Annotated in this window: 22 protein-coding genes; 13 read left to right on the top strand and 9 right to left on the bottom strand. The window is 63.1% G+C overall.

The features are described 5' to 3' along the window. Positions 1-57: 57 nt before the first annotated feature. From AC244Q_RS30625 to AC244Q_RS30610, 4 genes are read left to right on the top strand one after another with little or no spacing between them, the layout of a single operon-like run. Positions 58-837 (top strand): ABC transporter ATP-binding protein, encoded by a 780-nt coding sequence (locus AC244Q_RS30625; RefSeq protein ID WP_128407206.1) that lies wholly within the window; start codon positions 58-60, stop codon positions 835-837. Positions 838-840: 3 nt separating this feature from the next. Beyond that, the gene (locus AC244Q_RS30620) at positions 841-1,716 is read left to right on the top strand and encodes an ABC transporter substrate-binding protein (protein WP_003553879.1); all 876 of its coding nucleotides are present in this window, start codon (positions 841-843) and stop codon (positions 1,714-1,716) included. After that, complete coding sequence (gene fhuB / locus AC244Q_RS30615) at positions 1,709-3,697, top strand: Fe(3+)-hydroxamate ABC transporter permease FhuB (protein ID WP_128407244.1); 1,989 nt, start codon at positions 1,709-1,711, stop codon at positions 3,695-3,697. Before AC244Q_RS30620 ends, fhuB begins: the two co-directional genes overlap by 8 nt. Next, positions 3,694-4,743 carry a DUF2218 domain-containing protein gene (locus tag AC244Q_RS30610; protein ID WP_128407205.1) on the top strand — a complete coding sequence of 350 codons (1,050 nt, stop codon included), beginning with the start codon at positions 3,694-3,696 and terminating at the stop codon, positions 4,741-4,743. The genes fhuB and AC244Q_RS30610 overlap by 4 nt, the downstream gene beginning before the upstream one ends. 7 nt (positions 4,744-4,750) lie before the next feature. Here AC244Q_RS30610 and mmsB read toward each other — a convergent pair whose 3' ends face one another. The 7 genes from mmsB to AC244Q_RS30575 form a co-directional block, all read right to left on the bottom strand. Next, positions 4,751-5,632, bottom strand: coding sequence for a 3-hydroxyisobutyrate dehydrogenase (mmsB, locus tag AC244Q_RS30605; protein WP_012763270.1), 882 nt, complete (start codon positions 5,630-5,632; stop codon positions 4,751-4,753). Positions 5,633-5,641: 9 nt separating this feature from the next. Then, on the bottom strand, positions 5,642-7,237 hold the full coding sequence (locus AC244Q_RS30600; protein WP_003553887.1) for a GMC family oxidoreductase: 1,596 nt from the start codon (positions 7,235-7,237) through the stop codon (positions 5,642-5,644). 132 nt (positions 7,238-7,369) lie between these two features. Beyond that, positions 7,370-8,359 (bottom strand): branched-chain amino acid ABC transporter permease, encoded by a 990-nt coding sequence (locus tag AC244Q_RS30595; RefSeq protein ID WP_017996475.1) that lies wholly within the window; start codon positions 8,357-8,359, stop codon positions 7,370-7,372. Position 8,360: 1 nt separating this feature from the next. Further along, positions 8,361-9,248 (bottom strand): branched-chain amino acid ABC transporter permease, encoded by an 888-nt coding sequence (locus tag AC244Q_RS30590; RefSeq protein WP_003553893.1) that lies wholly within the window; start codon positions 9,246-9,248, stop codon positions 8,361-8,363. 4 nt (positions 9,249-9,252) lie between these two features. Continuing rightward, complete coding sequence (locus AC244Q_RS30585; RefSeq protein WP_128407204.1) at positions 9,253-9,954, bottom strand: ABC transporter ATP-binding protein; 702 nt, start codon at positions 9,952-9,954, stop codon at positions 9,253-9,255. Beyond that, positions 9,954-10,736: an ABC transporter ATP-binding protein gene (locus AC244Q_RS30580; protein ID WP_128407203.1), complete on the bottom strand. Its 783-nt coding sequence runs from the start codon at positions 10,734-10,736 to the stop codon at positions 9,954-9,956. The genes AC244Q_RS30585 and AC244Q_RS30580 overlap by 1 nt, the downstream gene beginning before the upstream one ends. A gap of 5 nt (positions 10,737-10,741) precedes the next feature. Next, positions 10,742-11,947, bottom strand: a complete 1,206-nt coding sequence (locus tag AC244Q_RS30575) for an ABC transporter substrate-binding protein (protein ID WP_003553898.1) — start codon at positions 11,945-11,947, stop codon at positions 10,742-10,744. A gap of 174 nt (positions 11,948-12,121) precedes the next feature. Here AC244Q_RS30575 and AC244Q_RS30570 point away from each other — a divergent pair, with 174 nt between their 5' ends. Beyond that, positions 12,122-13,075, top strand: a complete 954-nt coding sequence (locus tag AC244Q_RS30570; protein WP_003553900.1) for a LysR family transcriptional regulator — start codon at positions 12,122-12,124, stop codon at positions 13,073-13,075. Here AC244Q_RS30570 and AC244Q_RS30565 read toward each other — a convergent pair whose 3' ends face one another. Continuing rightward, positions 13,076-13,414, bottom strand: coding sequence for a cupin domain-containing protein (locus tag AC244Q_RS30565; RefSeq protein WP_003553902.1), 339 nt, complete (start codon positions 13,412-13,414; stop codon positions 13,076-13,078). Positions 13,415-13,577: 163 nt separating this feature from the next. Here AC244Q_RS30565 and AC244Q_RS30560 point away from each other — a divergent pair, with 163 nt between their 5' ends. The 4 genes from AC244Q_RS30560 to AC244Q_RS30545 all read left to right on the top strand — a co-directional run bounded on the left by AC244Q_RS30560 (position 13,578) and on the right by AC244Q_RS30545 (position 17,388). Beyond that, the gene (locus AC244Q_RS30560; protein ID WP_012763286.1) at positions 13,578-14,765 is read left to right on the top strand and encodes an acyl-CoA dehydrogenase; all 1,188 of its coding nucleotides are present in this window, start codon (positions 13,578-13,580) and stop codon (positions 14,763-14,765) included. 190 nt (positions 14,766-14,955) lie between these two features. Then, complete coding sequence (locus AC244Q_RS30555; protein WP_003553906.1) at positions 14,956-15,417, top strand: DUF4126 family protein; 462 nt, start codon at positions 14,956-14,958, stop codon at positions 15,415-15,417. Further along, positions 15,414-16,775, top strand: coding sequence for an FAD-containing oxidoreductase (locus tag AC244Q_RS30550; protein WP_128407202.1), 1,362 nt, complete (start codon positions 15,414-15,416; stop codon positions 16,773-16,775). The genes AC244Q_RS30555 and AC244Q_RS30550 overlap by 4 nt, the downstream gene beginning before the upstream one ends. 43 nt (positions 16,776-16,818) lie before the next feature. Further along, positions 16,819-17,388: a DedA family protein gene (locus tag AC244Q_RS30545; protein ID WP_003553910.1), complete on the top strand. Its 570-nt coding sequence runs from the start codon at positions 16,819-16,821 to the stop codon at positions 17,386-17,388. A 128-nt stretch (positions 17,389-17,516) separates the two neighbouring features. Here the strand turns inward: AC244Q_RS30545 and AC244Q_RS30540 are convergent, their stop codons facing one another. Next, positions 17,517-18,560 carry an NAD(P)-dependent alcohol dehydrogenase gene (locus AC244Q_RS30540; protein WP_012763290.1) on the bottom strand — a complete coding sequence of 348 codons (1,044 nt, stop codon included), beginning with the start codon at positions 18,558-18,560 and terminating at the stop codon, positions 17,517-17,519. A gap of 490 nt (positions 18,561-19,050) precedes the next feature. Between AC244Q_RS30540 and AC244Q_RS30535 the strand changes: the two genes are divergently transcribed. The 4 genes from AC244Q_RS30535 to kdpC all read left to right on the top strand — a co-directional run bounded on the left by AC244Q_RS30535 (position 19,051) and on the right by kdpC (position 23,786). Then, complete coding sequence (locus tag AC244Q_RS30535; RefSeq protein ID WP_003547774.1) at positions 19,051-19,140, top strand: K(+)-transporting ATPase subunit F; 90 nt, start codon at positions 19,051-19,053, stop codon at positions 19,138-19,140. Between the two features lie 69 nt (positions 19,141-19,209). Continuing rightward, positions 19,210-20,913 (top strand): potassium-transporting ATPase subunit KdpA, encoded by a 1,704-nt coding sequence (gene kdpA / locus AC244Q_RS30530; protein ID WP_128407961.1) that lies wholly within the window; start codon positions 19,210-19,212, stop codon positions 20,911-20,913. A 209-nt stretch (positions 20,914-21,122) separates the two neighbouring features. Continuing rightward, complete coding sequence (kdpB, locus tag AC244Q_RS30525; protein WP_128407962.1) at positions 21,123-23,183, top strand: potassium-transporting ATPase subunit KdpB; 2,061 nt, start codon at positions 21,123-21,125, stop codon at positions 23,181-23,183. 33 nt (positions 23,184-23,216) lie between these two features. Then, positions 23,217-23,786 carry a potassium-transporting ATPase subunit KdpC gene (kdpC, locus tag AC244Q_RS30520; protein WP_128407963.1) on the top strand — a complete coding sequence of 190 codons (570 nt, stop codon included), beginning with the start codon at positions 23,217-23,219 and terminating at the stop codon, positions 23,784-23,786. Positions 23,787-23,874: the final 88 nt, after the last annotated feature.

Below are 23,874 nucleotides of genomic sequence, written 5' to 3'. Positions count from 1 at the left end.
GGGAAAGGGAGGGCCTGCCCTCCCCAACCCGTTGCAGCGCCGAACCTGGAGCAGACCATGCCTTCGCCTTTCCTTGCCCTGTCGGCGATAGATTATGCCATCGGGCCGAAATCCATCCTGTCCGGCATCGACCTGACGCTTGAGCGCGGCCGCATTTACGGACTGGTGGGGCCGAACGGTTCCGGCAAGAGCACGCTTTTGAAGATCATCGCCCGCCAGGTCGGGCCGAAATCCGGCGCCATCTCCTTCGACGGCAAGCCGGCGGGTGACTGGGGCAGCCGGGCCTTTGCCCGGCACGTCGCCTACATGCCGCAATTCACGCCGGCGACCGACGGGATGACCGTGCGGGAACTCGTGGCGCTCGGCCGTTTTCCCTGGCACGGCACGCTTGGCCGCTTCACCGCGACGGATCGCAACATGGTCGAGGAGGCGATCGTCCGCACCGAGCTCGAGGATTTTGCCGATCGTCTCGTCGCCAGCATGTCCGGCGGCGAACGCCAGCGCGCCTGGATCGCCATGATGCTCGCCCAGGACGCCCGCTGCCTGCTGCTCGACGAGCCGACGTCGGCGCTCGACCTCGCCCATCAGGCCAGCGTTCTCTCGCTGGTCAAGGAACTCAGCCATGAACGCGGGCTGACCGTCATCATCGTGCTGCACGATATCAACCTCGCCGCGCGCTATTGCGACGCGATCATCGCGCTCAACCGCGGCCGGATCACTGCCGAGGGCACGCCCTCCGAAATCATGCAGGCCGACACGCTGCAGTCGATCTTCGGTGTCGGCATGGGCGTCTTCCCGCATCCGGTTCGAAACGAGCCGGTCAGCTATCTGTTGTAGACCATGGCTGTTTTCTCCCGCAGGCAGTTTCTGGCCGGTGCGGCGGCCTTGCTCTCCGCCCCCGCGCGTTTGCGGGCGGCGGAGGGCTTGCGCGTTGCGACACTCGATTGGGCGCTGCTTGAAACGCTGCTGGCAATCGGCGCGAATGTCGTTGCGGCGACGGAACTGCGGCAATTCCGCGAGGTGGCGGTCACGCCTGACGTGCCGGCCACGACTGCCGATCTTGGCCTGCGCGGCACGCCGAATTTCGAGGTGCTGCGGTTTGTACGGCCGGACCTGATCTTCAACTCGAACTTCTATGCCTGGGCAGACCAACGCATGCGCGGAGTCGCGCCTGTGGAAAGCCATGCGATCTACAAACCCGGCGAAAGCCCCTTTTCGCTTGCCGAACAGGCCACACTTGCAATCGGCGAGCGCCTGCAGCTTGCCACCGCCAGACAGTTGACCGAAGAGCTTGCAGCCAGGCTCGATCGCCACCGGGCCCTCCTTGCCGCCGGTGACGGGCGGCCGGTGATCCCGATCAATCTCGGCGATGCCAGGCATTTCCGCGTCTTCGGCTCCGACAGCATGTTCGGCGAGGTGCTGAAACGCGTCGGCCTCACCAATGCCTGGCAGGCTCAGACCAGCTACTCGGCCGCCGCTCCCGTCGGCATTGAGATATTGGCATCGCTGCCCGACGCCTGGATCGTGATGATCCCGCCACACCCGGCCGATGCGCTCGCCACGCTGGCGACCAGCAGCTTCTGGAATGCGTTGCCGGCCGTGCGCGAAAAACGCGTGCTGATGCTCGGTTCGATCAATCCCTATGGCGCACTGCCGGCGGCCGGCCGCTTTGCCGATTTTCTGGCGGAGGGGCTTCAACATGCATGGAATGGTTAGCCGCGCCAAGCCCGCAGGAAGCGCGGGCACACCCGTCTTGGCGATATTACTGCCCGTACTCTGCATCACGGCCTTCGCACTCCTCATCGTAACGCGTCCTGAGGTTCCGAAGGGCGATGCCGATGCAGCCATGCTGAACAGCGTGCTGCTCTGGAACAGCATCATGCCCCGCGCCATGCTGGCACTGATCGCCGGTGCGGCACTCGGCCTTTCCGGCACATTGTTGCAGCGTGTCCTGCGCAATCCGATCGCCGATGCCTCCACGCTCGGCATCGCCTCCGGGGCGGAACTGGCAATGACCGCGGCCATGGGCTTCTCGCCCCTGCTCATCGGATTTTCGCGCGAGATGGCCGCCTTCGGCGGCGGGCTCGCGGCTGTCGCCATCGTGCTGGCTTTGAGCTGGCGGCGCGGGCTCGAGCCGGTGACCGTGGCACTCTCCGGCCTGATCGTCAGCCTGATCGCCTCCGCCCTCAGCGTCACGCTGATCCTTTCGCGCGGCGAATATGCCATGTCGATCTATATCTGGGGCGCCGGTTCGCTCAGTCAGCAGGATTGGAACGGCGCACTCTCGCTCGGGCCCCGGCTTATCCTCGGCTTTGCCGCCGCTCTTCTCCTGGTGCGGCCGCTCCGCATCCTTGCCCTCGACGACAGCGGCGCCAGGAGCCTCGGCCTTGCCCTGCATTCGACCCGCCTGGCGATCATCGCACTTGCCGTCTGGCTTGCCGCCTCGGTGATATCAGAGGTCGGCGTCATCGGCTTCGTCGGGCTCGCAGCCCCGGCCATCGCAAGGCTCGCCGGCGCACGCAGCACCGGCAAACTGATGCTGACCGCACCGCTGATGGGCGCCGGCCTGCTGTTCCTGACCGATTGCCTCACCCAGATCCTCGGCCCCGGCTTTACCGACCTTGCGCCGACAGGAGCCGCAACCGCCCTGCTCGGCGGTCCCTTATTGCTTTGCCTGCTGCCCAGCGTGCATTCCGTTTCGGCCGTTGCCACCCAGTCGAACGCAGCGCTGAACAGGCTCGCTAAGCCGCTTCTGGCCCTTGGCGCGCTTTTTACTGCCCTCGCCCTGATCTTCGCCGTCGTCCTCACCCTCGGCCCTGCCGAGGACGGCTGGCATGTCGCGACCGGCTCGCTCTTGACCGATCTCCTGCCCTTCCGACTGCCGCGAACGATCGTGGCGGCCGGGGCTGGCGCCATGCTGGCAGTAGCCGGCTTCATTATGCAGCGCGTCACCGGCAATCCGATCGCCAGCCCCGAGGTCCTGGGCGTCAGCAGCGGAGCCGGTGCAGGTCTGACCGTGGCGCTCTTCCTCTTCGGCTTCCCCTCGCCCATCATCATGCTGCTTGCCATGGCGCTCGGCGCGCTGGCAGCCTTCCTTGCAATGATCGCCATAGCAGCCCGCGCCCAATTCTCGCCGGAACGCATGCTGCTTGCCGGCGTCGGCATCGGCTCCTTCGCCATGGCGATCGTGACCATGGTGCTCGCAAAGGGCGATATGCGCGGCTATATCCTGCTGACATGGCTTTCCGGCTCGACCAACCGCGCCGGCGCCTTCGAAGCCTGGACGGCCATCATCTCGCTCGTCGTGCTGACAGCGCCCTTGCCCTTCCTCAGCCGCTGGCTGACGATCCTGCCGCTTGGCGCCGGCCCCAGCCGCGCTGCCGGCCATCATGTCGGGGCAAGCCGACTGGCGCTTGCCATCCTCGCCGCGCTGATGACGGCGATCGCCTCATTCCTTGTCGGGCCGCTCAGCCTCACCGGCCTGATTGCGCCGCATCTTGCCCGCCTTGCCGGCTTCCGCGCCCCGGGCCACCAGCTGACGGCGAGCCTTCTCCTCGGCGCCGGCGTGCTGATGGCGGCGGACTGGCTGTCGCGCGTCGTCATCTACCCCTACCAGGTGCCGGTCGGCCTCTTCGCCGCCCTGATTGGCGGCCCCTATCTCATCTGGCTGCTTTCGCGAAAGGAGGTTCAGCAATGATGGCTGAACGATTTACAGTATCCGGCATCGCGATCACCGCCGATCCCGGCAGAATGCTCGACGAGATCTGCACACATTTCGTCGAGCACGGCACCGTCACCCGAAACGGCGACGCCGTGACAGTCGAGACGATGATCGGCAAGGCCGATATAAGTCGAGACGGCCAGGCACTCGCGATCGAGCTCTCCTGCCGGAGTGCGCGAGCGCTGCAGAATGTGCGGGCCATCCTTGCCGAACACCTGTTCGACTTTGCCGGCGAGGCGACGCTGGAGCTCACCTGGTCCGATGCTCCAAAGGCGGACCACCTGCCCGATCTGCGCGAAATCCGCGTCATCGGCGCCAAAAACATCACCCCGCATATGCGCCGGGTTACCGTCGCCTGCGACGACACCAGGCATTTTGCCGATGGCGGTCTGCATTTTCGCCTGCTCATTCCGCCGAAGGGGCGCCCACCCGTGTGGCCGCAATTGCGCCCCGATGGCCGCATCCACTGGGCGAGCGGCGAAGACGCACTGACCGTGCGCATCTATACGATCCGCAGCGTCTATGTGGAGCGGGGCGAGATGGAGATCGATTTCGTCCTGCATGAGGGCGACAACATGCCCGGCGCCGAATGGGCGATCAACGCCAAGCCGGGCGACATCGCCGGCGCCCTCGGGCCGGGCGGCGGCGGAGTTCCCGACGCAACGTCGATCATCCTTGCCGGTGACGAGACGGCGCTGCCCGCCATCTCCCGCATCACCGCCGATATCCCCGAGGGAAGGCGGCTCACGATCTTCCTCGAAGTCGACAGCGCGGCGGAAGAACAGCCGTTACCCTCGGCAGGCATTCTCGATGTCACCTGGATGCACCGAAACGGCAAACCGGCCGGCACGCTTGATATGATCGAGAAATCAATCAAGAACGCGCTCACCGGTGCGGATGCCGACACCTTCGTATGGGCCGGCTGCGAAAGGGCGGAAGCCAAGCGCATTCGCGACTTCCTGAAGACCGAGCGCGGCCACGACCGCCAGAGGATGAGCATCGGCGCCTATTGGGAGCGCTGATCAGCGCTTACGCCTTCTCGCGGAACATCTCGATGATGGCGGAAAAGTCCCTTCCGCCATGTCCTAGTTTGTCGAAGAGCGCATAAAGCTGCGCTGCTTCCGCGCCGAGTGGCGTGGAGGCGCCGCTTGTCAGCGCCGCTTCCTGGGAGAGCCTGAGATCCTTCAGCATCAGAGCCGCGGCAAAACCCGGCTTGTAGTCATTGTTCGCCGGCGAGGTCGGCACCGGTCCGGGCACCGGACAATAGGTATTGATCGACCAGCACTGGCCCGACGAGGTCGAGGCGACGTCGAACAGCGCCTGATGCGAGAGACCAAGTTTCTCGGCGAGCACGAAGGCCTCGCAGACGCCCACCATCGAAATGCCCAATATCATGTTGTTGCAGATCTTCGCCGCCTGGCCGGCGCCGGCCTCGCCGCAATGGACGATCTTCTTTCCCATCGCCTCCAGGATCGGCTTCGCCCTGGCGAAGGCGTCTTCCGTGCCGCCGGCCATGAAGGTCAGCGTGCCCGCGGTCGCCCCGCCCGTGCCGCCGGAGACCGGGGCGTCGAGCGACAGGCAGCTTGCGGCCTTGGCCATCTCATGCGCCTTGCGGCTGCTGTCGACATCGATGGTCGAGCAATCGATGACCAGCATCCCTTGCGCGGCGGACTGCAGGATATCGGTCCAGGCGGTCAGCACGTGTTTGCCCTGCGGCAGCATGGTGATGATGATCTCCGCGTCCTTGACCGCCTGGCTGGCATGGCTTGCCGGCTTGACGCCGCTCTCCTCGGCCGCCTTCAGCACCGAAGCCGCGAGATCGAAACCGAGCACCTCGTGACCTGATTTGACCAGATTGGCCGCCATCGGCCCACCCATGTTGCCAAGCCCGATGAATGCGATCCTTGCCATGCTCTTCTCCTATCGATTGTCTTCGAGGATCATTGCTGCCGCCTTTTCGGCGATCATGATGGTCGGCGAATTGGTGTTGCCCGAGGTGATCGACGGCATCACCGAGGCGTCGGCGATCCTCAGCTTGCCGAGCGCCCGGAATCTCAGCCTAGGATCGACGACGCTGTCCCTGTCGGCGCCCATGCGGCAGGTGCCGACGGGATGGAAGATCGTCGTGCCGATCTCGCCCGCCGCCCGCTCCAGATCAGCCTCCGTCTGATAGGCGGGGCCCGGCTTGAATTCCTCCGGCCTGAAACGGGCAAATGAAGGCTGCGCGACGATCCTGCGGGTCAACCGTATTGAACGGACAGCTATGTCACGATCGCGCTGCGTCGAGAGGTATTTCGGGCTGATCGTCGGCTGGGCGGCAAAATCCGGGCTGGACAGGTGCACCGAACCCCGGCTTTCCGGCCTCAGATTGCAGACACTCGCGGTGATTGCCGGGAAAGGGTGGACGGGATCGCCGAACTTCTCCAGCGAGACCGGCTGCACATGATATTGCAGGTCGGGCGTTTCCCGGTCCGGGCCTGATCGGGTGAAGATGCCAAGCTGGCTCGGTGCCATCGCCATCGGCCCTGAGCGGCGGACGAGATATTCGAGCCCGATCGCCGCCTTGCCGATCAGCTTCGTCGCCTTCTCGTTCAGCGTCGGAACGCCTGTCACCTTGTAGGCCAGACGCAGTTGCAGATGGTCCTGCAGGTTCTCACCGACACCCTTGACCTCGGTGACGACATCGACGCCGGCACGCTGGAGAACCTCGCCCCGGCCGATGCCTGACAGTTCCAGGATATGCGGAGAACCGATCGATCCGGCGGACAGGACGGTTTCTTTCACCGCGTAGGCGCGTTTCGCTACGCCCCGATGCTGGAATTCGACGCCGGCAACGGCGCCTTCCTCCACCAGCAGCCGCCGAACCTGCGCCTTGGTCAGCACGGTCAGGTTGGAGCGCCTCATTACCGGGCGCAGGAAGGCCTTCGAGGTGTTCCAGCGAATGCCGGAACGCTGGTTGACGTCGAAATAACCCGAGCCTTCGTTGCTGCCGCGGTTGAAATCCGCGGTCTCCGGGATGCCCGCCTCCCTGGCCGCCTGCTGAAAGGCATCGAGCACGGCCCAGCGCACACGCGCCTTCTCGATGCGCCACTCGCCGCCGGCACCATGCATCTCGTCTTCGCCGCGATAAAAATCCTCGGACTTGCGGAAGAAGGGCAAAACATCGTCCCAACCCCAGCCGCTGCAGCCCATCTGCCGCCAGAGGTCGTAATCGCGCGCCTGGCCGCGCATGTAGATCATGCCGTTGATCGACGAACAGCCGCCGAGAACCTTGCCGCGCGGATAGCTCAGCGCCCGGCCGTTCAGTCCCGCTTCCGGCGCCGTGGTGAAGCACCAGTCGGTACGCGGATTGTTGATGCAATAGAGATAACCGACCGGAATATGGATCCAGTGATAGTTGTCGCTGCCGCCGGCTTCGAGCAGCAGCACCCGGCTCCGGCCATCGGCAGACAGCCGGTTGGCGAGCACGCAGCCGGCGCTGCCTGCCCCGACGATGATATAGTCGTAACGATCCATGCCCCGACGAGACTCCAGATGCTTGCCGCTTCCCTCTCCCCGCAGCACGGGGAGAGGGAGAGTCGCAGCGCCGCCGCCCGTCTCTTTTCCCGGGAAAAGTAATTCTTTCCGGAAAGAGAGAGGTCCGCCCGTTCAGCGGCGATAGACGAAGCCCAGTTTCCGCCCCAGCCGCGAGGCGTAGAATTCGCCGATGATGCCGCGGCGGAAGATCAGCACGCAGACCATGAAGACGATGCCAGTGATGATCGTCACCGGGAATTCCGAGGTGGCGAGGTAGTTTTCCAGCGCCACCACCAGCCCGGCGCCGAAGAGCGGGCCGATCAGCGTGCCGATGCCGCCGAGCAGCGTCATTAGGATCACCTCGCCCGACATCTGCCAGGCGACGTCGGTCAGCGTCGCAAACTGGAAGACGATCGATTTCACAGCACCCGCGAGCCCGGCAAGCGCTGCCGACATGACGAAGGCGCCGAGCTTGTAGCGCGCTACGGAGTAACCGAGCGAGATCGCCCGTTGCTCGTTTTCGCGGATCGATTTCAGGATCATGCCGAAAGGCGAGTTGATGAAGCGCCAGATGATCAAGACGCCGATGATGAAAACAGCCAGCACGAAATAATACATGTTGGTCGAGCTGTTCAGATCGATGAAGCCGAAGAGATGGCCGCGCGGCACCGACTGGATGCCGTCCTCGCCCTCGGTGAACTCCGCCTGCAGGCAGAAGAAGAAGAACATCTGCGACAGCGCCAGCGTGATCATCGCGAAATAGATGCCCTGGCGGCGGATGGCGAAGAAACCCATGACGAGACCGAGAAACGCCGCACCCGCCACGCCGATCAGGATGCCGAGTTCCGGCGGCAGGCCCCATGCCTTCACTGTATATGCGGTGAAATAGGCCGCGCCCCCGAAAAAGGTGGCGTGGCCGAAGGACAGCAGGCCGGTATAGCCGAGCAGCAGGTTGAAGGCGCAGGCAAAGAGCGCGAAGCAGAGCAGCTTCATCAGGAAGATCGGATAGAAAAAGAACGGCGCCAGCAGCAGGATCAGCAGCCCCGCCAGCAGAAAACCCGCCTGCACTGAAAGAGCGGTACGGCTTTTTTCCGTTTCGATGGTTTCGGTGACGTCAGCCATGTCAAGCATCCCGTCCGAAGAGGCCCGCGGGCCTGATGAGAAGCACGATCGCCATGATGACGAAGATCACGATGTTGGACGCCTCGGGATAGAAGACCTTGGTCAGGCCCTCGGCGATGCCGAGCACATAACCGGTGATGATCGCGCCCATGATCGATCCCATTCCGCCGACGACGACCACGGCGAAGACGACGATGATCATGTTCGAGCCCATCAGCGGCGAGACCTGGTAGATCGGCGCCGCCAGCACGCCGGCAAAGGCGGCAAGACCCGCGCCAAGCGCGTAGGTGAGCGTCAGGAGCACCGGCACGTTGACGCCGAAGACCTGGACCAGCACGGCGTTTTCGGTAGCGGCACGCAGGTAAGCCCCGAGTTTGGTCTTCTCGATCAGCAGCCAGGTGCCGAGGCAAACGACGAGCGAAACGACCACCACCCAGCCGCGATAGATCGGCAGGAACATGAAGCCGAGATTGGCGCCGCCGGCGAGCGCTGCCGGCGTCGCATAGGGCTGGCCGGAGGAGCCATAGAGATAGCGGAAGGTGCCCTCGACCGCGAGCGCCAGCCCGAAGGTGAAGAGCAGGCCGTAGAGCGGATCGAGATCATAGAGCCGGCGCAGGAAGAGCCGCTCGATGATTGCACCGGCAAGGCCGACGATAACGGGTGCCAGGATCAGCGAGGGCCAGTAGCCGATGCCGGCATAGGTCAGCAGCAAGTAGGCGACGAAGGCGCCGAGCATATATTGCGCGCCGTGGGCGAAGTTGATCACTCTCAGAAGGCCGAAGATGATGGCGAGGCCGAGGCTGAGCAGCGCGTAGAACGAGCCGTTGATCAGGCCGATCAGCAGCTGGCCGAGCAGCGCCTGCAGGGGAATGCCGAAGATCATCGTCATCTGGTCACACTCCCAGAACCTTGTGCAGCGTATCCATGCGCTGCGGTAGTTCACCGACCGGGAATTCCGACACCATCTGCCCATGATCCATCAGATAGAAGCGATCGGCAATACGGCTGGCGAAACGGAAATTCTGCTCGACGAGCAGGATCGTCATGCCGCGCTCCTTCAGGGTCTTTAGCACCTCGCCGATGCGCTGGACGATCACGGGGGCAAGCCCCTCCGTCGGTTCGTCGAGAATGAGCAGCCTGACGCCGGTGCGCAGGATTCGGGCGATCGCCAGCATCTGCTGCTCGCCGCCTGATAGTTTGGTGCCCGGGCTGCCGCGGCGCTCGTAGAGATTGGGAAAGAGCTCGTAGATTTCGTCGAGCGTCATCCCCCCTTCTGCCACGACAGGCGGCAGCAGCAGGTTTTCCGAAACGGTGAGCGTCGAGAAGATGCCGCGCTCCTCCGGCACGAATCCGATGCCCCGATGAGCCGTCTTGTGCAGCGGCACCTGCATCATGTCGCTGCCGGCAAAGCTGATCTTGCCCTTCCGGGCACGCACAATGCCGGTGATGGTACGCAGCGTCGTCGTCTTGCCGACGCCGTTTCGGCCGAGAATGGTGATCATCTCGCCTTCGGCCACACGCATGTCGACGCCGTGCAGGACGTGGCTTTCGCCGTACCAGGCATTGAGCCCCTGGACTTCGAGGAGAGTGGCCATCAATGCTCCTCCGTGCCCATATAGGCCACGCGTACGCGCTCATCCTGGCTGACGGTGGCATAATCGCCCGCGGCGAGGATCTCGCCGCGCTGCAGCACGGTGACGTGCTGGCAGATATTGGCGACGACGGAGAGATTGTGTTCGACCATCAGCACCGCCCGGTCGCGGGCGACCTCGCGGATGATCGACGAAACGACGCCGACATCCTCCTGGCCCATGCCGGCCATCGGCTCGTCGAGCAGCAGCACCTTCGGATCCAGCGCCAGCGTTGTCGCGATCTCCAGCACGCGCTTGCGGCCATAGGAAAGATCGGCGGCGATATGGTCACGCTCCTTGGAAAGCCCGACGCTGGCCAGCAATTGCTCGGCGCGCCCATTCAGCCGGTCGAGCGCCGAAATCGGCCGCCAGAACTGCGTGGAAAGATGGTTCGGTCGCTGCAGCGCCACGCGCACATTGTCGAGAACGGTCAGATGCGGGAAGACCGCCGAGATCTGGAAAGAGCGGACCAGCCCCATGCGCGCCACCTTGTCGGGCGGCGTCTTGGTGATATCGGTGCCCATCAGCGTGATCGTGCCTGAGGTCGGCTGCAGGAACTTCGTCAGCAGATTGAAGACCGTCGTCTTGCCGGCGCCATTCGGGCCGATCAGCGCATGCACACTTGCGTCATGCACGTCGAGATCGACATTCTTGACGGCGGTGAAGCCGCCGAAATCACGGCGCAGGCCGCGGGCGGACAAGACCACCCGCGGCTTTTCCTGAGTTTCAATTGCGGAAACCGCCATCGTGCCTACTTCACCAGATCGCAGCCGCTCTTGGCGGGATCGATATAGGCTTCCTTGCCGGGAATGGTGGCGAGCACGTTGAAATAATCCCACGGCTCCTTGCTTTCGGAAGGCTTCTTGACCTGCAGCAGGTACATGTCATGGATCATCCGGCCATTGGCGCCGACCGTGCCGCCGCGGCCGAAGACGTCATCGACCGGCAGTTCATGCAACTGCTTGGCGACGGCTTCCGTCTCGTCGGTGCCGGCCTTCTGCACCGCCTTCAGATATTGCGTCACTGCCGAATAGGTGCCCGTATGGATCATGTTCGGCATCTTGCCTGTGCGGGCGAAGAATTTTTTGGCGAAGGCGCGGCTTTCGTCGTCGCGATTCCAGTAAAACCCTTCCGTCAGCGTCAACCCTTGAGCCGCTTCGAGGCCGAGGCCATGGACTTCGGCGAGCGTGAAGAGCAGCGCCGCCAGATGCTGGCCGCCCTGGGTGATGCCGAATTCGGCCGCTTGCTTGATGGCGTTCGAGGTGTCGAGGCCGGCATTGGCAAGGCCGATCACCTTGGCGCCGGACGATTGCGCCTGCAACAGGAAGGACGAGAAGTCCTGGGTCGAGAGCGGATGGCGGACGGCGCCGACCACCTTGCCGCCGCTTGCCTTGACATAATCGCTGGTCTGCTGTTCCAGCGAATAGCCGAAGGCATAGTCGGCAGTCAGGAAGAACCAGCTATCGCCGCCCTGCTTGACGAGCGCGCCACCGGTGCCGACGGCCAGTGCATGGGTGTCATAGGCCCAGTGGAAGCCATAAGGCGAGCAGGCCTTGCCGGTCAGATCCGTCGTCGCAGCACCCGTGACGATGTCGATCTTCTTTTTCTCCTTGGCGATTGCCTGCACGGCGAGCGCCACGGACGAGGTCGTCAGTTCCATGATCGCATCCACCTGCTCGGTATCGTACCATTGGCGGGCGATATTGGAGGCGATATCAGGCTTGTTCTGGTGGTCGGCATCGACGATCTCGACCGGAACATCCAGCACCTTGCCGCCGAAATCCTCGACCGCCATCTTGGCGGCTTCGACGGAGGACTTGCCGCCGAAATCGGCATAGACACCCGACTGGTCGTTCAGGATGCCGATCTTGACCTTGCCGTCGGTCGCGCTCTGCGCGAGCACCGCTGTGCTGCTTGCAAGCAGAAATGCAACTGATGCAATGAGATTCTTTCGCATATGATCTCCTCCCAGAGATTGGCCAGATTGCGGATCTGTTCAAATTTGGCCAGCCGCACTCCTCAGAACGACGGACCCTTTCCCTACGATCACGGAAATTCCGCCCTGAGGCAACGGGTGATTTACAACTAATTCCAAACAGTATCTGTTCGTTTTTGAACAGAGGGGACCGCGATGAACAATCCACCGCAGTTTACTTGGGACGATCTGCAGTTTTTTCTAGCCGTCGCCCGCACGGGACAGCTGTCGACGGCGGCCCGCCAGCTGCGCTCCAGCCATGCCACCGTCTCGCGCCGCATCGACCGACTGGAGTTCACCCTCAAGGTCAAGCTGTTCGAGCGCAATCCGCGCGGTTACGTGTTGACCGCCATGGGCACCCGCTTCGTCGAGACGGCCGAGAGGATGGAACAGGAGACCGAGCGGCTGCGCGCCGACCTCGCCGACGGCTCGATGGCGCAGCGCGGCCTGGTGCGGCTCAGCGCGCCGGAGGGTTTTGCCAACTTCTTCTTCGCAACCGTGCTGCCGCAGTTTGCCGCCCAGCATCCGCATCTATCGCTCGAACTGGTGACGATCCAGCAGATCATGTCGCTGTCGCGCAAGGAGGCCGATCTTTCCGTCGTGCTCGATGAGCCGAAGGGCGGGCCGTATTTTGCCGAGAAGCTGACCGACTATCATCTGCAGATCTATGGCTCGCGCGACTATCTGGCGAAGGCCGCACCGATCAGCTGCCGTGAAGACCTGCTCGGCCATCCCTTCGTCAGCTATATCGAGGAGATGATTTTCGCGCCGGGCCTGGATTATCTGGGCGATGTGCACCCGCGCATCAAGCCGCAGTTCCAGAGCTCCAGCATCTTCGCACAGCTTACTGCAACCAGAAACGGTCTCGGCCTTTGCATCCTGCCTTATTTCTTCGCCAGCCGTTATCCCGAACTCGTGCGCGTGCTGCCAGACGAGATCGACCTCAAGCGCCATTACTGGATCACCTGTCATCGCGACCTCAAACAGGCGCCGCGCGTGCGCGCCGTCATCGACTTCCTGCGCGAGGCGGTGCGCGGCGAGGATGCGCGCTTCGTGCCGCCCTATGTCACCGCTGCCGGCCCGGCGCGCCGGGCAAAGGTGGAAACCTGACTACTTCAGGAATTCAGTCCGATGCGGGGTGAAAGCATCGATCAGCCGGCCCTTTTCCAGCGCCTTGACGCCGTGGACCAGATTGGGGGGCACGATGAAGCTGCCGCCCTGTTTCAGCACTTCGGTCCGGTCGTCGATCGTCACTTCGAAACTGCCTTCGGCGACGTAGCTGGCCTGGATGTGCGGATGAGAATGGGCCGCACCCACGGCGCCGCTTTCGAAGACCACTTCCACCAGCATCATCTCGGGCAGATAGGTCATGATGCGCCTGACGACGCCGGGCTCGGGATTGACCCATTCGGCGCCTTCGGCCGATACGAACAGATCGCTTGACGACATTTCCGCCTCCTCGTTCCAGAATCGATCGTGGGCAAAGTGGATCATGCCGACGCTTTTGAAAAGATGGCCGGGCCTGTCTTTTCGACGCGACCGCCGTCTGTTGACGCGGTCGGCTGGCGGGTCTATGGCCAACTTGAGCGAGGCAAGCTGAGGAGACACCGCCATGCAGCATACGCGCGAAGTTTTCGACTGGGCCGATCCGTTCCGCCTGGTAGAGCAACTGACCAGCGAAGAGCGCATGGTGCAGGACACCGCCCATGCCTATGCGCAGGAAAAGCTTGCTCCCCGCGTTCTCGACGCCTTCCGCAATGAAAAGACCGATCCTGAGATCTTCCGCGAAATGGGTGAACTCGGGCTGCTCGGCCCGACCATCTCGCCGGATTATGGCGGCGCCGGTCTCGGTTACGTCGCCTACGGCCTGATCGCCCGCGAGGTCGAAAAGGTCGACAGCGGTTACCGCTCGATGATGAGCGTCCAGTCCTCACTGGTGATGGTGCCGATCGAAACCTTCGGGTCTGAGGCGCAGAAGCTGAAATACCTGCCGAAACTCGCCACCGGCGAATGGATCGGCTGCTTCGGCCTGACCGAACCCGATCATGGCTCCGACCCCGGCTCGATGGCGACACGCGCCAAGAAGGTCGACGGCGGCTACAGCCTCACCGGCTCGAAGACCTGGATCTCCAACGCGCCGATCGCCGATGTCTTCGTCGTCTGGGCAAAGACCGAGGACGGCCTCATCCGTGGCTTCATCCTCGAAAAGGGCTGGAAAGGGCTTTCGGCTCCCGCCATCCACGGCAAGGTGGGCTTGCGCGCCTCGATAACAGGCGAAGTGGTGATGGACGGGGTCTTCGTGCCGGAGGAAAACCTTCTGCCTGATGTCACCGGCCTCAAGGGACCATTCACCTGCCTCAACTCGGCCCGTTTCGGCATCGCCTGGGGCGCACTTGGTGCTGCCGAGGATTGTTATGCCAGAGCCCGGCAATATACGCTCGAGCGCAAGCAGTTCGGCCGGCCGCTTGCCGCCAACCAGCTGATCCAGAAGAAGCTCGCCGACATGGCGGCGGAGATCTCGCTCGGCCTTCAAGGCTGCCTGCGGCTTGGCCGCATGAAGGAGGAAGGCCATCCGCCGGTGGAGCTGACCTCGATCTTGAAGCGCAACAGCTGCGGCAAGGCGCTGGAGATTGCGCGGGCGGCCCGCGACATGCTCGGCGGCAACGGCATCTCCGACGAATTCGGCATCGCCCGTCATCTCGTCAACCTCGAAGTGGTCAACACCTATGAGGGCACGCACGACATCCACGCGCTGATCATCGGCCGGGCGATCACCGGCATTGCCGCCTTTGCGAACTAATACATGCCGCCCAAAAGTGTGCAGCGGTTTTGGGACAACGGTGTGCATAAAACAGAGACCTAAGCGCGTCGCATGATTCCGGTTTGACGCGACGCGCTTAGCCTTTGACGCGAAAGGGCGAATTGCCACGCGCCTGACAATGTGCAACCTTCCCTGACGACGGCAAGAGCCGGCAAAAAGGGGATCATGCATGTTTCTGCTTCTTGCATTACTGATTGGTGTCATTGCCGGGCTTCGCACGATGACCGCGCCTGCCGCCGTTGCCTGGGGCGCGGCGCTTGGATGGTTTGATGTCTCGCAGACGCCGCTTGCCTTCATGGGTTACCAGTGGACGCCGTGGATCTTCACGCTTCTCGCCATCGTCGAACTGATCGCTGACCAGTTGCCGACCACGCCGTCGCGCAAGGTGCCGATGCAGTTCGGCGCCCGCATCGTCTCCGGCGCGCTGGCCGGCGCCACGATCGGCGCCGCCAGCAGCCTGCTTTTCGGCGGGCTGATTGCCGGCGTGATCGGCGCCGTCATCGGCACATATGGTGGCGCCGCCGTCCGCGGCAGACTTGCCGCGTCCTTCGGCAAGGATCTGCCGGCCGCTCTCATCGAGGATGCCGTCGCCGTCATCGGCGCGGTGCTGATCGTGGGGGCCGTCGCATGAAAAGCTTCGACGCCATCGTTATCGGCGCCGGCCAGGCCGGCCCGTTTCTTGCCGCAAGGATGGTCGAAAAGGGCATGAAGGTGGCGCTGATCGAGCGCAAGTTCCTCGGCGGCACCTGCGTCAACGCCGGCTGCATGCCGACGAAAACGCTGGTCGCCAGCGCCCGCGCCGCCCATGTCGCAAGAAACGGCGCCACCTACGGCGTCAATATCCCAGGCCAGATCGCCATCGACATGAAGGTGGTCAGGGCGCGCGCCGAAACCGTGACCATGAACGCCCGCAACGGCCTGATCGGCTGGTTCGCCGGCATGGACGGCATGACCGTTATCTATGGCCACGCCCGTTTCGAGGACCCGAAGACCGTCAGCGTCAACGGCGAAACACTGACCGCACCGCGCATCTTTCTCAATGTCGGAGCACGGCCAGTCATCCCCGATCTGCCCGGGATCAACGATATCGATTACCTCACCAGCACTTCGATCATCGATCTCGACTCCCTGCCACGGCATCTGGCCGTCATCGGCGGCAGTTATATCGGGCTGGAATTCGCGCAGATGTATCGCCGTTTCGGCGCCGAAGTCAGCGTTATCGAGCATGGTCCGAAGCTCGCATCGCGCGAGGACGAGGATATATCCGACGCGATCGCCGACGTCCTGCGCTCGGAGGGCATCGACATTCATACCGGCGCCAGCGAGATCGCCTTTTCCAAGAGCAGCGACGGAATAACGGTCGCCACCGATTCAGCGAGGATCGATGCGAGCCATGTGCTGATTGCCACCGGCCGCAAACCGAACACCGACGATCTCGGCCTCGATGCCGCCGGCGTCATCACCGACGGACGCGGCTTCATTACCGTCGACGACAAGCTTGCCACCAATGTCGACGGCATCTGGGCGCTCGGCGACTGTAACGGCCACGGCGCCTTCACTCACACCTCCTACAATGATTTCGAGATCGCCGCCGCCAATCTGCTCGACAGCGACGACCGCAAACTCTCGAGCCGCATCCTGGCCTATGCGCTCTATATCGACCCGCCGCTTGGCCGTGTCGGCATGACGGAGAAGCAGGCGCGCGCCTCGGGACACAAGATCCTGATCTCGACCCGGCCGATGAGCCGCGTCGGCCGCGCCAACGAGCGCGGCGAGACCAAGGGATTCATGAAGGTGATCGCCGACGCCGAGACCAAAAAAATCCTCGGCGCGGCGATACTCGGCATCGAGGGCGACGAGGTGATCCACGGCATCATCGATGCGATGAATGCAGGAACGACCTATCCCGCATTGCAATGGTCGGTGCCTATCCATCCGACGGTGTCGGAGCTGATCCCGACGCTGCTTGGGGATTTGAAGCCGGTTTAGCGATGAATTGATGCTTCGAAATCGACAGCTGGAGGCGGGCTGAGTGTCTATCGAACTGCTGATCGAGCACTACGGCCTGTTGGCGATATTTCTGGGCGCGGCCTTCGAAGGCGAAACAGCCGCCTTCCTCGGCGGCGTCATTTCCCACCGCGGACTGCTGACCTATTGGTCGGCGTCGCTCGCGGCAACGGCAGGATCCTTCGCCGGCGATCAGTTCTGGTTCTTCGCCGGCCGTTATGCGGCTCGATGGGGTCTCGTGCGCCGGCTGATGGAAAGGCCGGCGCTGGCGCGCGCCACCCGCCTTCTGGAAAGATATCCGACCGGCTTCATCCTTGCGTTTCGTTTCCTGGTGGGATTGCGGACGATCAGCCCGATCGTCATCGGGACAACGCGAATAGCGACCGGAAAATTCATCATCCTGAATGCCGTGGCCGCGTTTGCGTGGGGGCAGCTTTTCACGGCGCTCGGCTATCTCTTCGGGCACGGCATCCAACAGACATTGGGCCACCTTCCGCTGCACCGTCATCTGCTGATTGCAATCGGAGCCGCGGCTGTCGTCGCAGCCGCGGCCCTTGTCTTTCGCAAGATGAAACTGAGCGCCAGGCACTCATAGCGGTATGACGTCCTAGAACAGGATGATTTTAGGCCGGGTCGGCCTAAAACCCGAATCTTGTTCTAAATTATATAGTTGGAGCATGTTGTTGTCCGAAAACCGATCACACTTTTCGGCATCATCATGCTCTAGTCCATCACGATCTGCAGCTTCACGTCGCTTGGCCGGGCCTCGACGGCGCGATCAAACGCCTTGATCGAATCTTCGAACTTAAAGGTCTCTGATATCAGCGGCTTCAGATCCACGCGTCCCGAGCCGAGCAGCGCGATCGAGCGCTCATACTGATGCGCGTAGCGGAACACTGTCTCGATGCGGATTTCCTTGGTGGATGCCGTCGAGACGTCGAAGCCGATCGGGTTGACCGGCAGGCCGACGACGACGATGACGCCGCCTGGGCGCGGCAGCGCCATGATCGTCTCCCAGGCCTTCGGCGAGCCGGAGCATTCGAAGACGACATCGGCGCCCCAGCCGTCGGTCAGCCGGGCAACCTCTTCGGCCAGGTTCTTCTCGCGGATATTGACCGGAATGACGCCCTGGTACTGCGCGGCGATATCGAGCTTCGGCTGGGCAAGATCGGCGACGATCGCGCGGGCGCAGCCGCCGGCAAGCGCCGCGATCGCCACCATCGTGCCGATCGGCCCGGCGCCGAGGACGACGGCAGTATCACCAGGCGTAATCTTCGCCTTGGTGGCCGCCTGCATGCCGACGGCGAAGGGCTCGACCATGGCGCCTTCGGCGAAGCTGACATTGTCGGGCAGCTTGAAGGTGTAGTTGGCGGGATGCACGACCTCCGGCGTCAGCACGCCGTGGATCGGCGGGGTCGCCCAGAAGGTCACGGCCGGGTCGATATTGTACATGCCGAGCCGGCTTGCCTTGGAATTCGGATCGGGAATGCCGGGCTCCATGCAGACGCGGTCGCCGACTTTCAGATGCGTGACGCCGGCGCCGACCTCGACCACCGTGCCCGCCGCCTCATGGCCGAGCACCATCGGCGCGTTGACGATGAAGGGGCCGATCTTGCCGTGCGTGTAATAATGCACGTCTGAACCGCAGACGCCGACCGTGTGGATCCTGATCTTTACCTCGCCGGGGCCGGTTTCGAGCGGCAGATCGATATCGCGGAGCGCAAGCTCATGCTGGCGCTCGAGGACAAGCGCACGGACTTTGGTCATCGTCGGTTTCCTTCCCTAGTGGCTTGCCCATGGTTTCATCGGGCAGCGTTGAAGCCGACTATAAAGCCCGAAGCCTTCCCAATTCAACCAGATTGAGAAGGCTTTTGCTCAACAAATGAAAAACTGCTCACGCAGATCTGCCGCGGCTCGGCACCGGCAGCGGCCCGTCCGAAAACCGCACCAGGCTGGTCCGATGGCGAGCGGCCCCGTAAGGGCATTTATAAGATTTTTATATTGATGGCCCGTCGTCCGTCTCGAACCCTTATGCGCTTCGGCTCCATATTGATGTGCGAGAGGTCGGAAGATCATCTCCACGCCAGAAAGCATGAAAGGCAGCCTCCCAGCGCCCTTTGTCTTGTCTGACTCCAAGAAGAACAACAGGAGTCACGATCATGATGGATATCACTTTACTTAGCACCGCGATCATATTCTTCGCGCTGTGCTTTGCCTACACCCGAGCCTGCGACAGGCTTTGACCGGAGAAACGACGATGACCCTCGATTATGTCTTGAGCGGTGCCGTGACCGTGTTTCTCACCGTCTACCTCACCTACGCTCTCCTTCGCCCAGAACGCTTTTGAAGAGAACTGGCACTTCTGCGGTCGCGCATGCGCGACCGAGAGGCAGCCGGGTATTGAAAGTTTACCTCCATGACCCTCAACGGATGGCTTCAGATCCTGCTTTACTGCGGGATCGTCCTCGTGCTCGTCAAACCGCTCGGCGGTTACATGACGCGTGTCTTCAGCGGCGAGCGCACTTTCCTGTCACCGGTCCTCGTTCCGATCGAACGGGGGCTTTACCGCCTTGCCGGCACCAGCGAAGGCGAGGAACAGCATTGGACCTCTTATGCCTTCGCCGTGCTGCTCTTCAGCCTGCTTGGTGTCATCATACTTTACGCGCTGCAACGCCTGCAGGCCGGCCTTCCCTATAATCCGGCCGGCATGGCAGCCGTCCCGCCCGAGCTTTCCTTCAACACCGCCGTCAGCTTCGTCAGCAACACCAACTGGCAGAACTACGGCGGCGAAAGCACGATGTCCTATCTGACCCAGATGGCCGGCTTCACCGTCCAGAACTTCGTCTCTGCGGCGACGGGCATCGCCATCGCGCTCGCCTTCATCCGCGCCTTCTCGCGCGCTTCGGGCAAGGTCGTCGGCAATTTCTGGGTCGATATGACGAGGGCAACCTTCTATGTGCTGCTGCCGATCTGCATCGTGCTGACACTGGTCTACGTCTACCTCGGCGTGCCGCAGACGCTTGGCGCTTATGTCAATGCCACCACGCTCGAAGGTGCGCAGCAGACGATTGCGGTAGGGCCTGTCGCCTCGCAGCTTGCGATCAAGATGCTCGGCACCAATGGCGGCGGCTTCTTCAATGCCAATTCCGCCCATCCGTTCGAAAATCCCGACGCGATCTCCAATCTCATCCAGATGGTCTCGATCTTCGCGATCGGCGCGGCTTTGACCAACGTCTTCGGCCGCATGGTCGGCAACCAGCGCCAGGGCTGGGCGATCCTTGCCACGATGGGCATCCTGTTCATCGCCGGTGTCGGTGTCACCTATTGGGCGGAAGCTGCCGGCAACCCGCTTATGCATGCTTTCGGTCTTGGCGGCGGCAACATGGAAGGCAAGGAAGTCCGCTTCGGCGTCGCCCTGTCCTCGCTCTTTGCGGTCATCACCACCGCGGCCTCGTGCGGCGCCGTCAATGCGATGCATGGCAGCTTCACCGCACTCGGCGGCCTCATCCCACTGATCAACATGCAGCTCGGCGAAGTCATCGTCGGCGGTGTCGGCGCGGGTTTCTACGGCATCCTGCTCTTCATCATCGTCGCAGTCTTCGTCGCCGGCCTGATGGTTGGCCGCACGCCGGAATATCTCGGCAAGAAAATCGAGGCGAAAGAAATGAAAATGGCCGTTCTCGCCATCCTCTGCCTGCCCCTCGCCATGCTGGTCTTCACCGCAATCGCAAGCGTCCTTCCGAGTGCGGTTGCATCGGTCGGGACCGCCGGTCCGCACGGCTTCTCCGAAATCCTCTATGCCTATAGCTCGGCTGCGGCCAATAACGGCTCGGCTTTCGGCGGCCTCACCGGCAATACGCCCTGGTACAACATCACCCTTGGCCTCGGCATGCTGATGGGCCGCTTCCTGGTCATCATCCCGGCGCTTGCCATTGCCGGTTCGCTGATCGCCAAGAAGTCGGTTCCAGCCTCGGCAGGCACCTTCCCGACGGATGGTCCGCTGTTCGTCGGCCTGCTCGTCGGCACGATCCTGATCGTCGGCGGCCTGACCTTCTTCCCGGCGCTGGCGCTTGGCCCTGTCGTCGAGCACCTGGTCATGATCGCCGGCCAGACCTTCTGAGGTGGTGCCATGATCCTCCGTCACAGGCTTCGCAACGCCTTCCACCCTCGTCCCGGTGCGCCGGGACGAGGGAATGGCCCGAGACCCCAAGCCTCCGACATCATCCTGGTGATGATGGCAGGCCTCCTCGTCATCGCCGCCATCTTCAAAATCTTACAGGGCTGACCGGCTTCCGGTTCGCCATCCTCGTTTCAAAGCTGGAGTCTCTTATGAGCCAGGCAAAATCCGCGAGCGTCATGGACTCTCGCATCCTCATTCCCGCCGTGGGGGCCGCTTTCAAGAAGCTCAACCCGCGGGCGCTTGCCAGAAACCCGGTCATGTTTGTCGTGGCAACGGTCTCGGTACTGACCACCGTTCTTTTCCTGCGCGATCTGGTGGCGGGCAACGGCAATCTCGGCTTCTCGTTCCAGATCAATATCTGGCTCTGGTTCACCGTGCTGTTTGCCAATTTCGCCGAAGCCGTCGCCGAAGGCCGCGGCAAGGCGCAGGCAGATTCGCTGCGCAAGGCGCGCACCGAAACCCAGGCCAAACTGCTCACCGCCAACAATGGCAGCGGCTACCGCATGGTGCCGGGCACCAGCCTCAAGGTCGGCGACCTCGTGCTCGTCGAGGCCGGCGACATCATCCCCTCGGACGGCGAAGTCATCGAAGGTGTCGCCTCCGTCAACGAAGCGGCGATAACAGGCGAATCCGCCCCTGTCATCCGTGAATCCGGCGGCGATCGCTCGGCCGTCACCGGTGGCACGCAGGTGCTTTCCGACTGGATCCGCGTGCGCATCACCGCGGCGGCCGGCTCGACCTTCCTCGACCGGATGATCGCGCTCGTCGAAGGTGCCGAACGCCAGAAGACCCCGAACGAGATCGCGCTCAACATCCTGCTTGCCGGCATGACGCTGATCTTCGTGCTTGCCACCGCGACGATCCCGAGCTTTGCCATCTATGCCGGTGGCTCGATCCCGATCATCGTGCTCGTCGCCCTCTTCGTCACGCTGATCCCGACGACGATCGGCGCGCTGCTGTCGGCAATCGGCATTGCCGGCATGGACCGCCTCGTCCGCTTCAACGTGCTCGCCATGTCCGGCCGCGCGGTCGAAGCCGCCGGCGACGTCGATACACTCCTGCTCGACAAGACCGGCACGATCACCCTCGGCAATCGCCAGGCGACGACCTTCCGTCCGGTCCGCGGCGTGTCCGAACAAGATCTCGCCGATGCCGCCCAGCTCGCCTCGCTTGCCGACGAAACGCCGGAAGGCCGCTCCATCGTCGTGCTCGCCAAGGAGAAATACGCGATCCGCGGCCGCGACATGGCAAGCCTGAAGGCAACCTTCGTGCCCTTCACCGCCCAGACCCGCATGAGCGGTGTCGATCTCGACGGTTCCTCGATCCGCAAGGGTGCGGTCGATGCGGTGCTGGCTCATGTCAACGGCGATGCATCCTCGAAAAACGGCAGCGAGATCGTCCGCGAACTGCAATCGATCTCCGACGAGGTCGCCAAATCCGGCGGCACGCCGCTCGCCGTTGCCCGCGACGGCAGGCTGCTCGGCGTCATCCAGCTGAAGGATATCGTCAAGGGCGGCATCCGCGAGCGTTTCACCGAGCTTCGCCGCATGGGCATCCGCACCGTGATGATAACAGGCGACAACCCGCTGACGGCAGCGGCCATCGCCGCCGAGGCCGGCGTCGACGACTTCCTCGCCCAAGCCACGCCAGAGATGAAGCTGGCGCTGATGCGCAAGGAACAGTCGAAGGGCAAGCTCGTCGCCATGTGCGGCGACGGCACCAACGATGCGCCGGCGCTCGCCCAGGCCGATGTCGGCGTCGCCATGAACACCGGCACGGTCGCCGCCCGCGAGGCCGGAAACATGGTCGATCTCGACTCAGACCCGACGAAGCTCATCGAGATCGTCGAGATCGGCAAGCAACTGTTGATGACGCGCGGCGCGCTGACGACGTTTTCGATCGCCAACGACATCGCCAAGTACTTCGCCATCATCCCGGCGATGTTCCTGACCTTCTACCCGCAGCTCGGCGTCTTGAACATCATGGGATTGTCGACGCCGCAAAGCGCCATACTCTCGGCAATCATCTTCAATGCACTGATCATCATCGCGCTGATCCCGCTGTCGTTGAAGGGTGTCCGCTACCGTCCGATCGGCGCCGGTGCGCTGTTGTCGCGCAACCTGCTGATCTACGGCGCCGGCGGCATCATCGTCCCCTTCATCGGCATCAAGGCGATCGACATGGCTGTCGCAGCCCTCGGCCTTGCGTAACGGAAGCCTGAAAGCACTCCAAGGAGTAAGACAATGTTGAAAGAACTTCGTCCGGCGGTCGTCATGATCGTCGCCACCACCGCCATTACCGGCCTGCTTTATCCGCTCGCCATGACGGGTGCCGCCCAGGCCCTCTTCCCGGCCCAGGCGAACGGCAGCCTGATCGAGAACAACGGCCAGGTGATCGGCTCGACGCTGATCGGCCAGGCCTTCACCAGCGACAAGTATTTCCACGGCCGTCCCTCGGCCGCCGGCGACGGCTACAATGCGGCCGCCTCCAGCGGCTCGAACCTCGGCCCGACCAGCCAGAAGCTGATCGACCGCGTCAAGGGCGACTATAACACCGCCAAGGCGGCAAACCCGACGGCTGACGTGCCTGCCGACCTTGTCACCGCTTCGGGCAGCGGCCTCGATCCCGATATCTCGCCGGAGGCTGCCTATTTCCAGGTGGCGCGTGTTGCCAAGGCGCGAAGCCTTGATGAGGCCAAGGTCAAGGCGCTGGTCGACGGCGCCGTCCAAGGCCGCGAACTCGGCATTCTCGGCGAACCCACAGTCAATGTTCTGGCGTTGAATCAGAGCCTTGATGCTTCTATGACTCAGTGACCCTGGCAGGCTGGGCGCCCTTTCCATCCCTCCTCCCTGTGCCCGTCACAGGGAGGAGGGACAGGGAGATGTCGCCCGTCCTCGGCAG

This window comes from Rhizobium sp. CB2179, assembly GCF_057653455.1.
The sequence above is the reverse complement of the archived record's forward strand: the minus strand, read 5'-3'. Positions and strand labels throughout refer to the sequence as shown.

Bases quoted from the DNA above. Each gene is read 5' to 3' on its own strand.
- mmsB (WP_012763270.1), bottom strand. From the start codon at position 5,632: ATGGCAAGGATCGCATTCATCGGGCTTGGCAACATGGGTGGGCCGATG.
- AC244Q_RS30555 (WP_003553906.1), top strand. From the start codon at position 14,956: ATGTTTCTGCTTCTTGCATTACTGATTGGTGTCATTGCCGGGCTTCGC.
- AC244Q_RS30575 (WP_003553898.1), bottom strand. From the start codon at position 11,947: ATGCGAAAGAATCTCATTGCATCAGTTGCATTTCTGCTTGCAAGCAGC.
- AC244Q_RS30590 (WP_003553893.1), bottom strand. From the start codon at position 9,248: ATGACGATGATCTTCGGCATTCCCCTGCAGGCGCTGCTCGGCCAGCTG.
- AC244Q_RS30565 (WP_003553902.1), bottom strand. From the start codon at position 13,414: ATGTCGTCAAGCGATCTGTTCGTATCGGCCGAAGGCGCCGAATGGGTC.
- AC244Q_RS30585 (WP_128407204.1), bottom strand. From the start codon at position 9,954: ATGGCCACTCTCCTCGAAGTCCAGGGGCTCAATGCCTGGTACGGCGAA.
- AC244Q_RS30535 (WP_003547774.1), top strand. From the start codon at position 19,051: ATGACCCTCGATTATGTCTTGAGCGGTGCCGTGACCGTGTTTCTCACC.
- kdpB (WP_128407962.1), top strand. From the start codon at position 21,123: ATGAGCCAGGCAAAATCCGCGAGCGTCATGGACTCTCGCATCCTCATT.
- AC244Q_RS30570 (WP_003553900.1), top strand. From the start codon at position 12,122: ATGAACAATCCACCGCAGTTTACTTGGGACGATCTGCAGTTTTTTCTA.
- AC244Q_RS30620 (WP_003553879.1), top strand. From the start codon at position 841: ATGGCTGTTTTCTCCCGCAGGCAGTTTCTGGCCGGTGCGGCGGCCTTG.
- kdpA (WP_128407961.1), top strand. From the start codon at position 19,210: ATGACCCTCAACGGATGGCTTCAGATCCTGCTTTACTGCGGGATCGTC.
- AC244Q_RS30610 (WP_128407205.1), top strand. From the start codon at position 3,694: ATGATGGCTGAACGATTTACAGTATCCGGCATCGCGATCACCGCCGAT.
- AC244Q_RS30560 (WP_012763286.1), top strand. From the start codon at position 13,578: ATGCAGCATACGCGCGAAGTTTTCGACTGGGCCGATCCGTTCCGCCTG.
- fhuB (WP_128407244.1), top strand. From the start codon at position 1,709: ATGGTTAGCCGCGCCAAGCCCGCAGGAAGCGCGGGCACACCCGTCTTG.
- kdpC (WP_128407963.1), top strand. From the start codon at position 23,217: ATGTTGAAAGAACTTCGTCCGGCGGTCGTCATGATCGTCGCCACCACC.
- AC244Q_RS30550 (WP_128407202.1), top strand. From the start codon at position 15,414: ATGAAAAGCTTCGACGCCATCGTTATCGGCGCCGGCCAGGCCGGCCCG.
- AC244Q_RS30595 (WP_017996475.1), bottom strand. From the start codon at position 8,359: ATGGCTGACGTCACCGAAACCATCGAAACGGAAAAAAGCCGTACCGCT.
- AC244Q_RS30625 (WP_128407206.1), top strand. From the start codon at position 58: ATGCCTTCGCCTTTCCTTGCCCTGTCGGCGATAGATTATGCCATCGGG.
- AC244Q_RS30580 (WP_128407203.1), bottom strand. From the start codon at position 10,736: ATGGCGGTTTCCGCAATTGAAACTCAGGAAAAGCCGCGGGTGGTCTTG.
- AC244Q_RS30600 (WP_003553887.1), bottom strand. From the start codon at position 7,237: ATGGATCGTTACGACTATATCATCGTCGGGGCAGGCAGCGCCGGCTGC.
- AC244Q_RS30540 (WP_012763290.1), bottom strand. From the start codon at position 18,560: ATGACCAAAGTCCGTGCGCTTGTCCTCGAGCGCCAGCATGAGCTTGCG.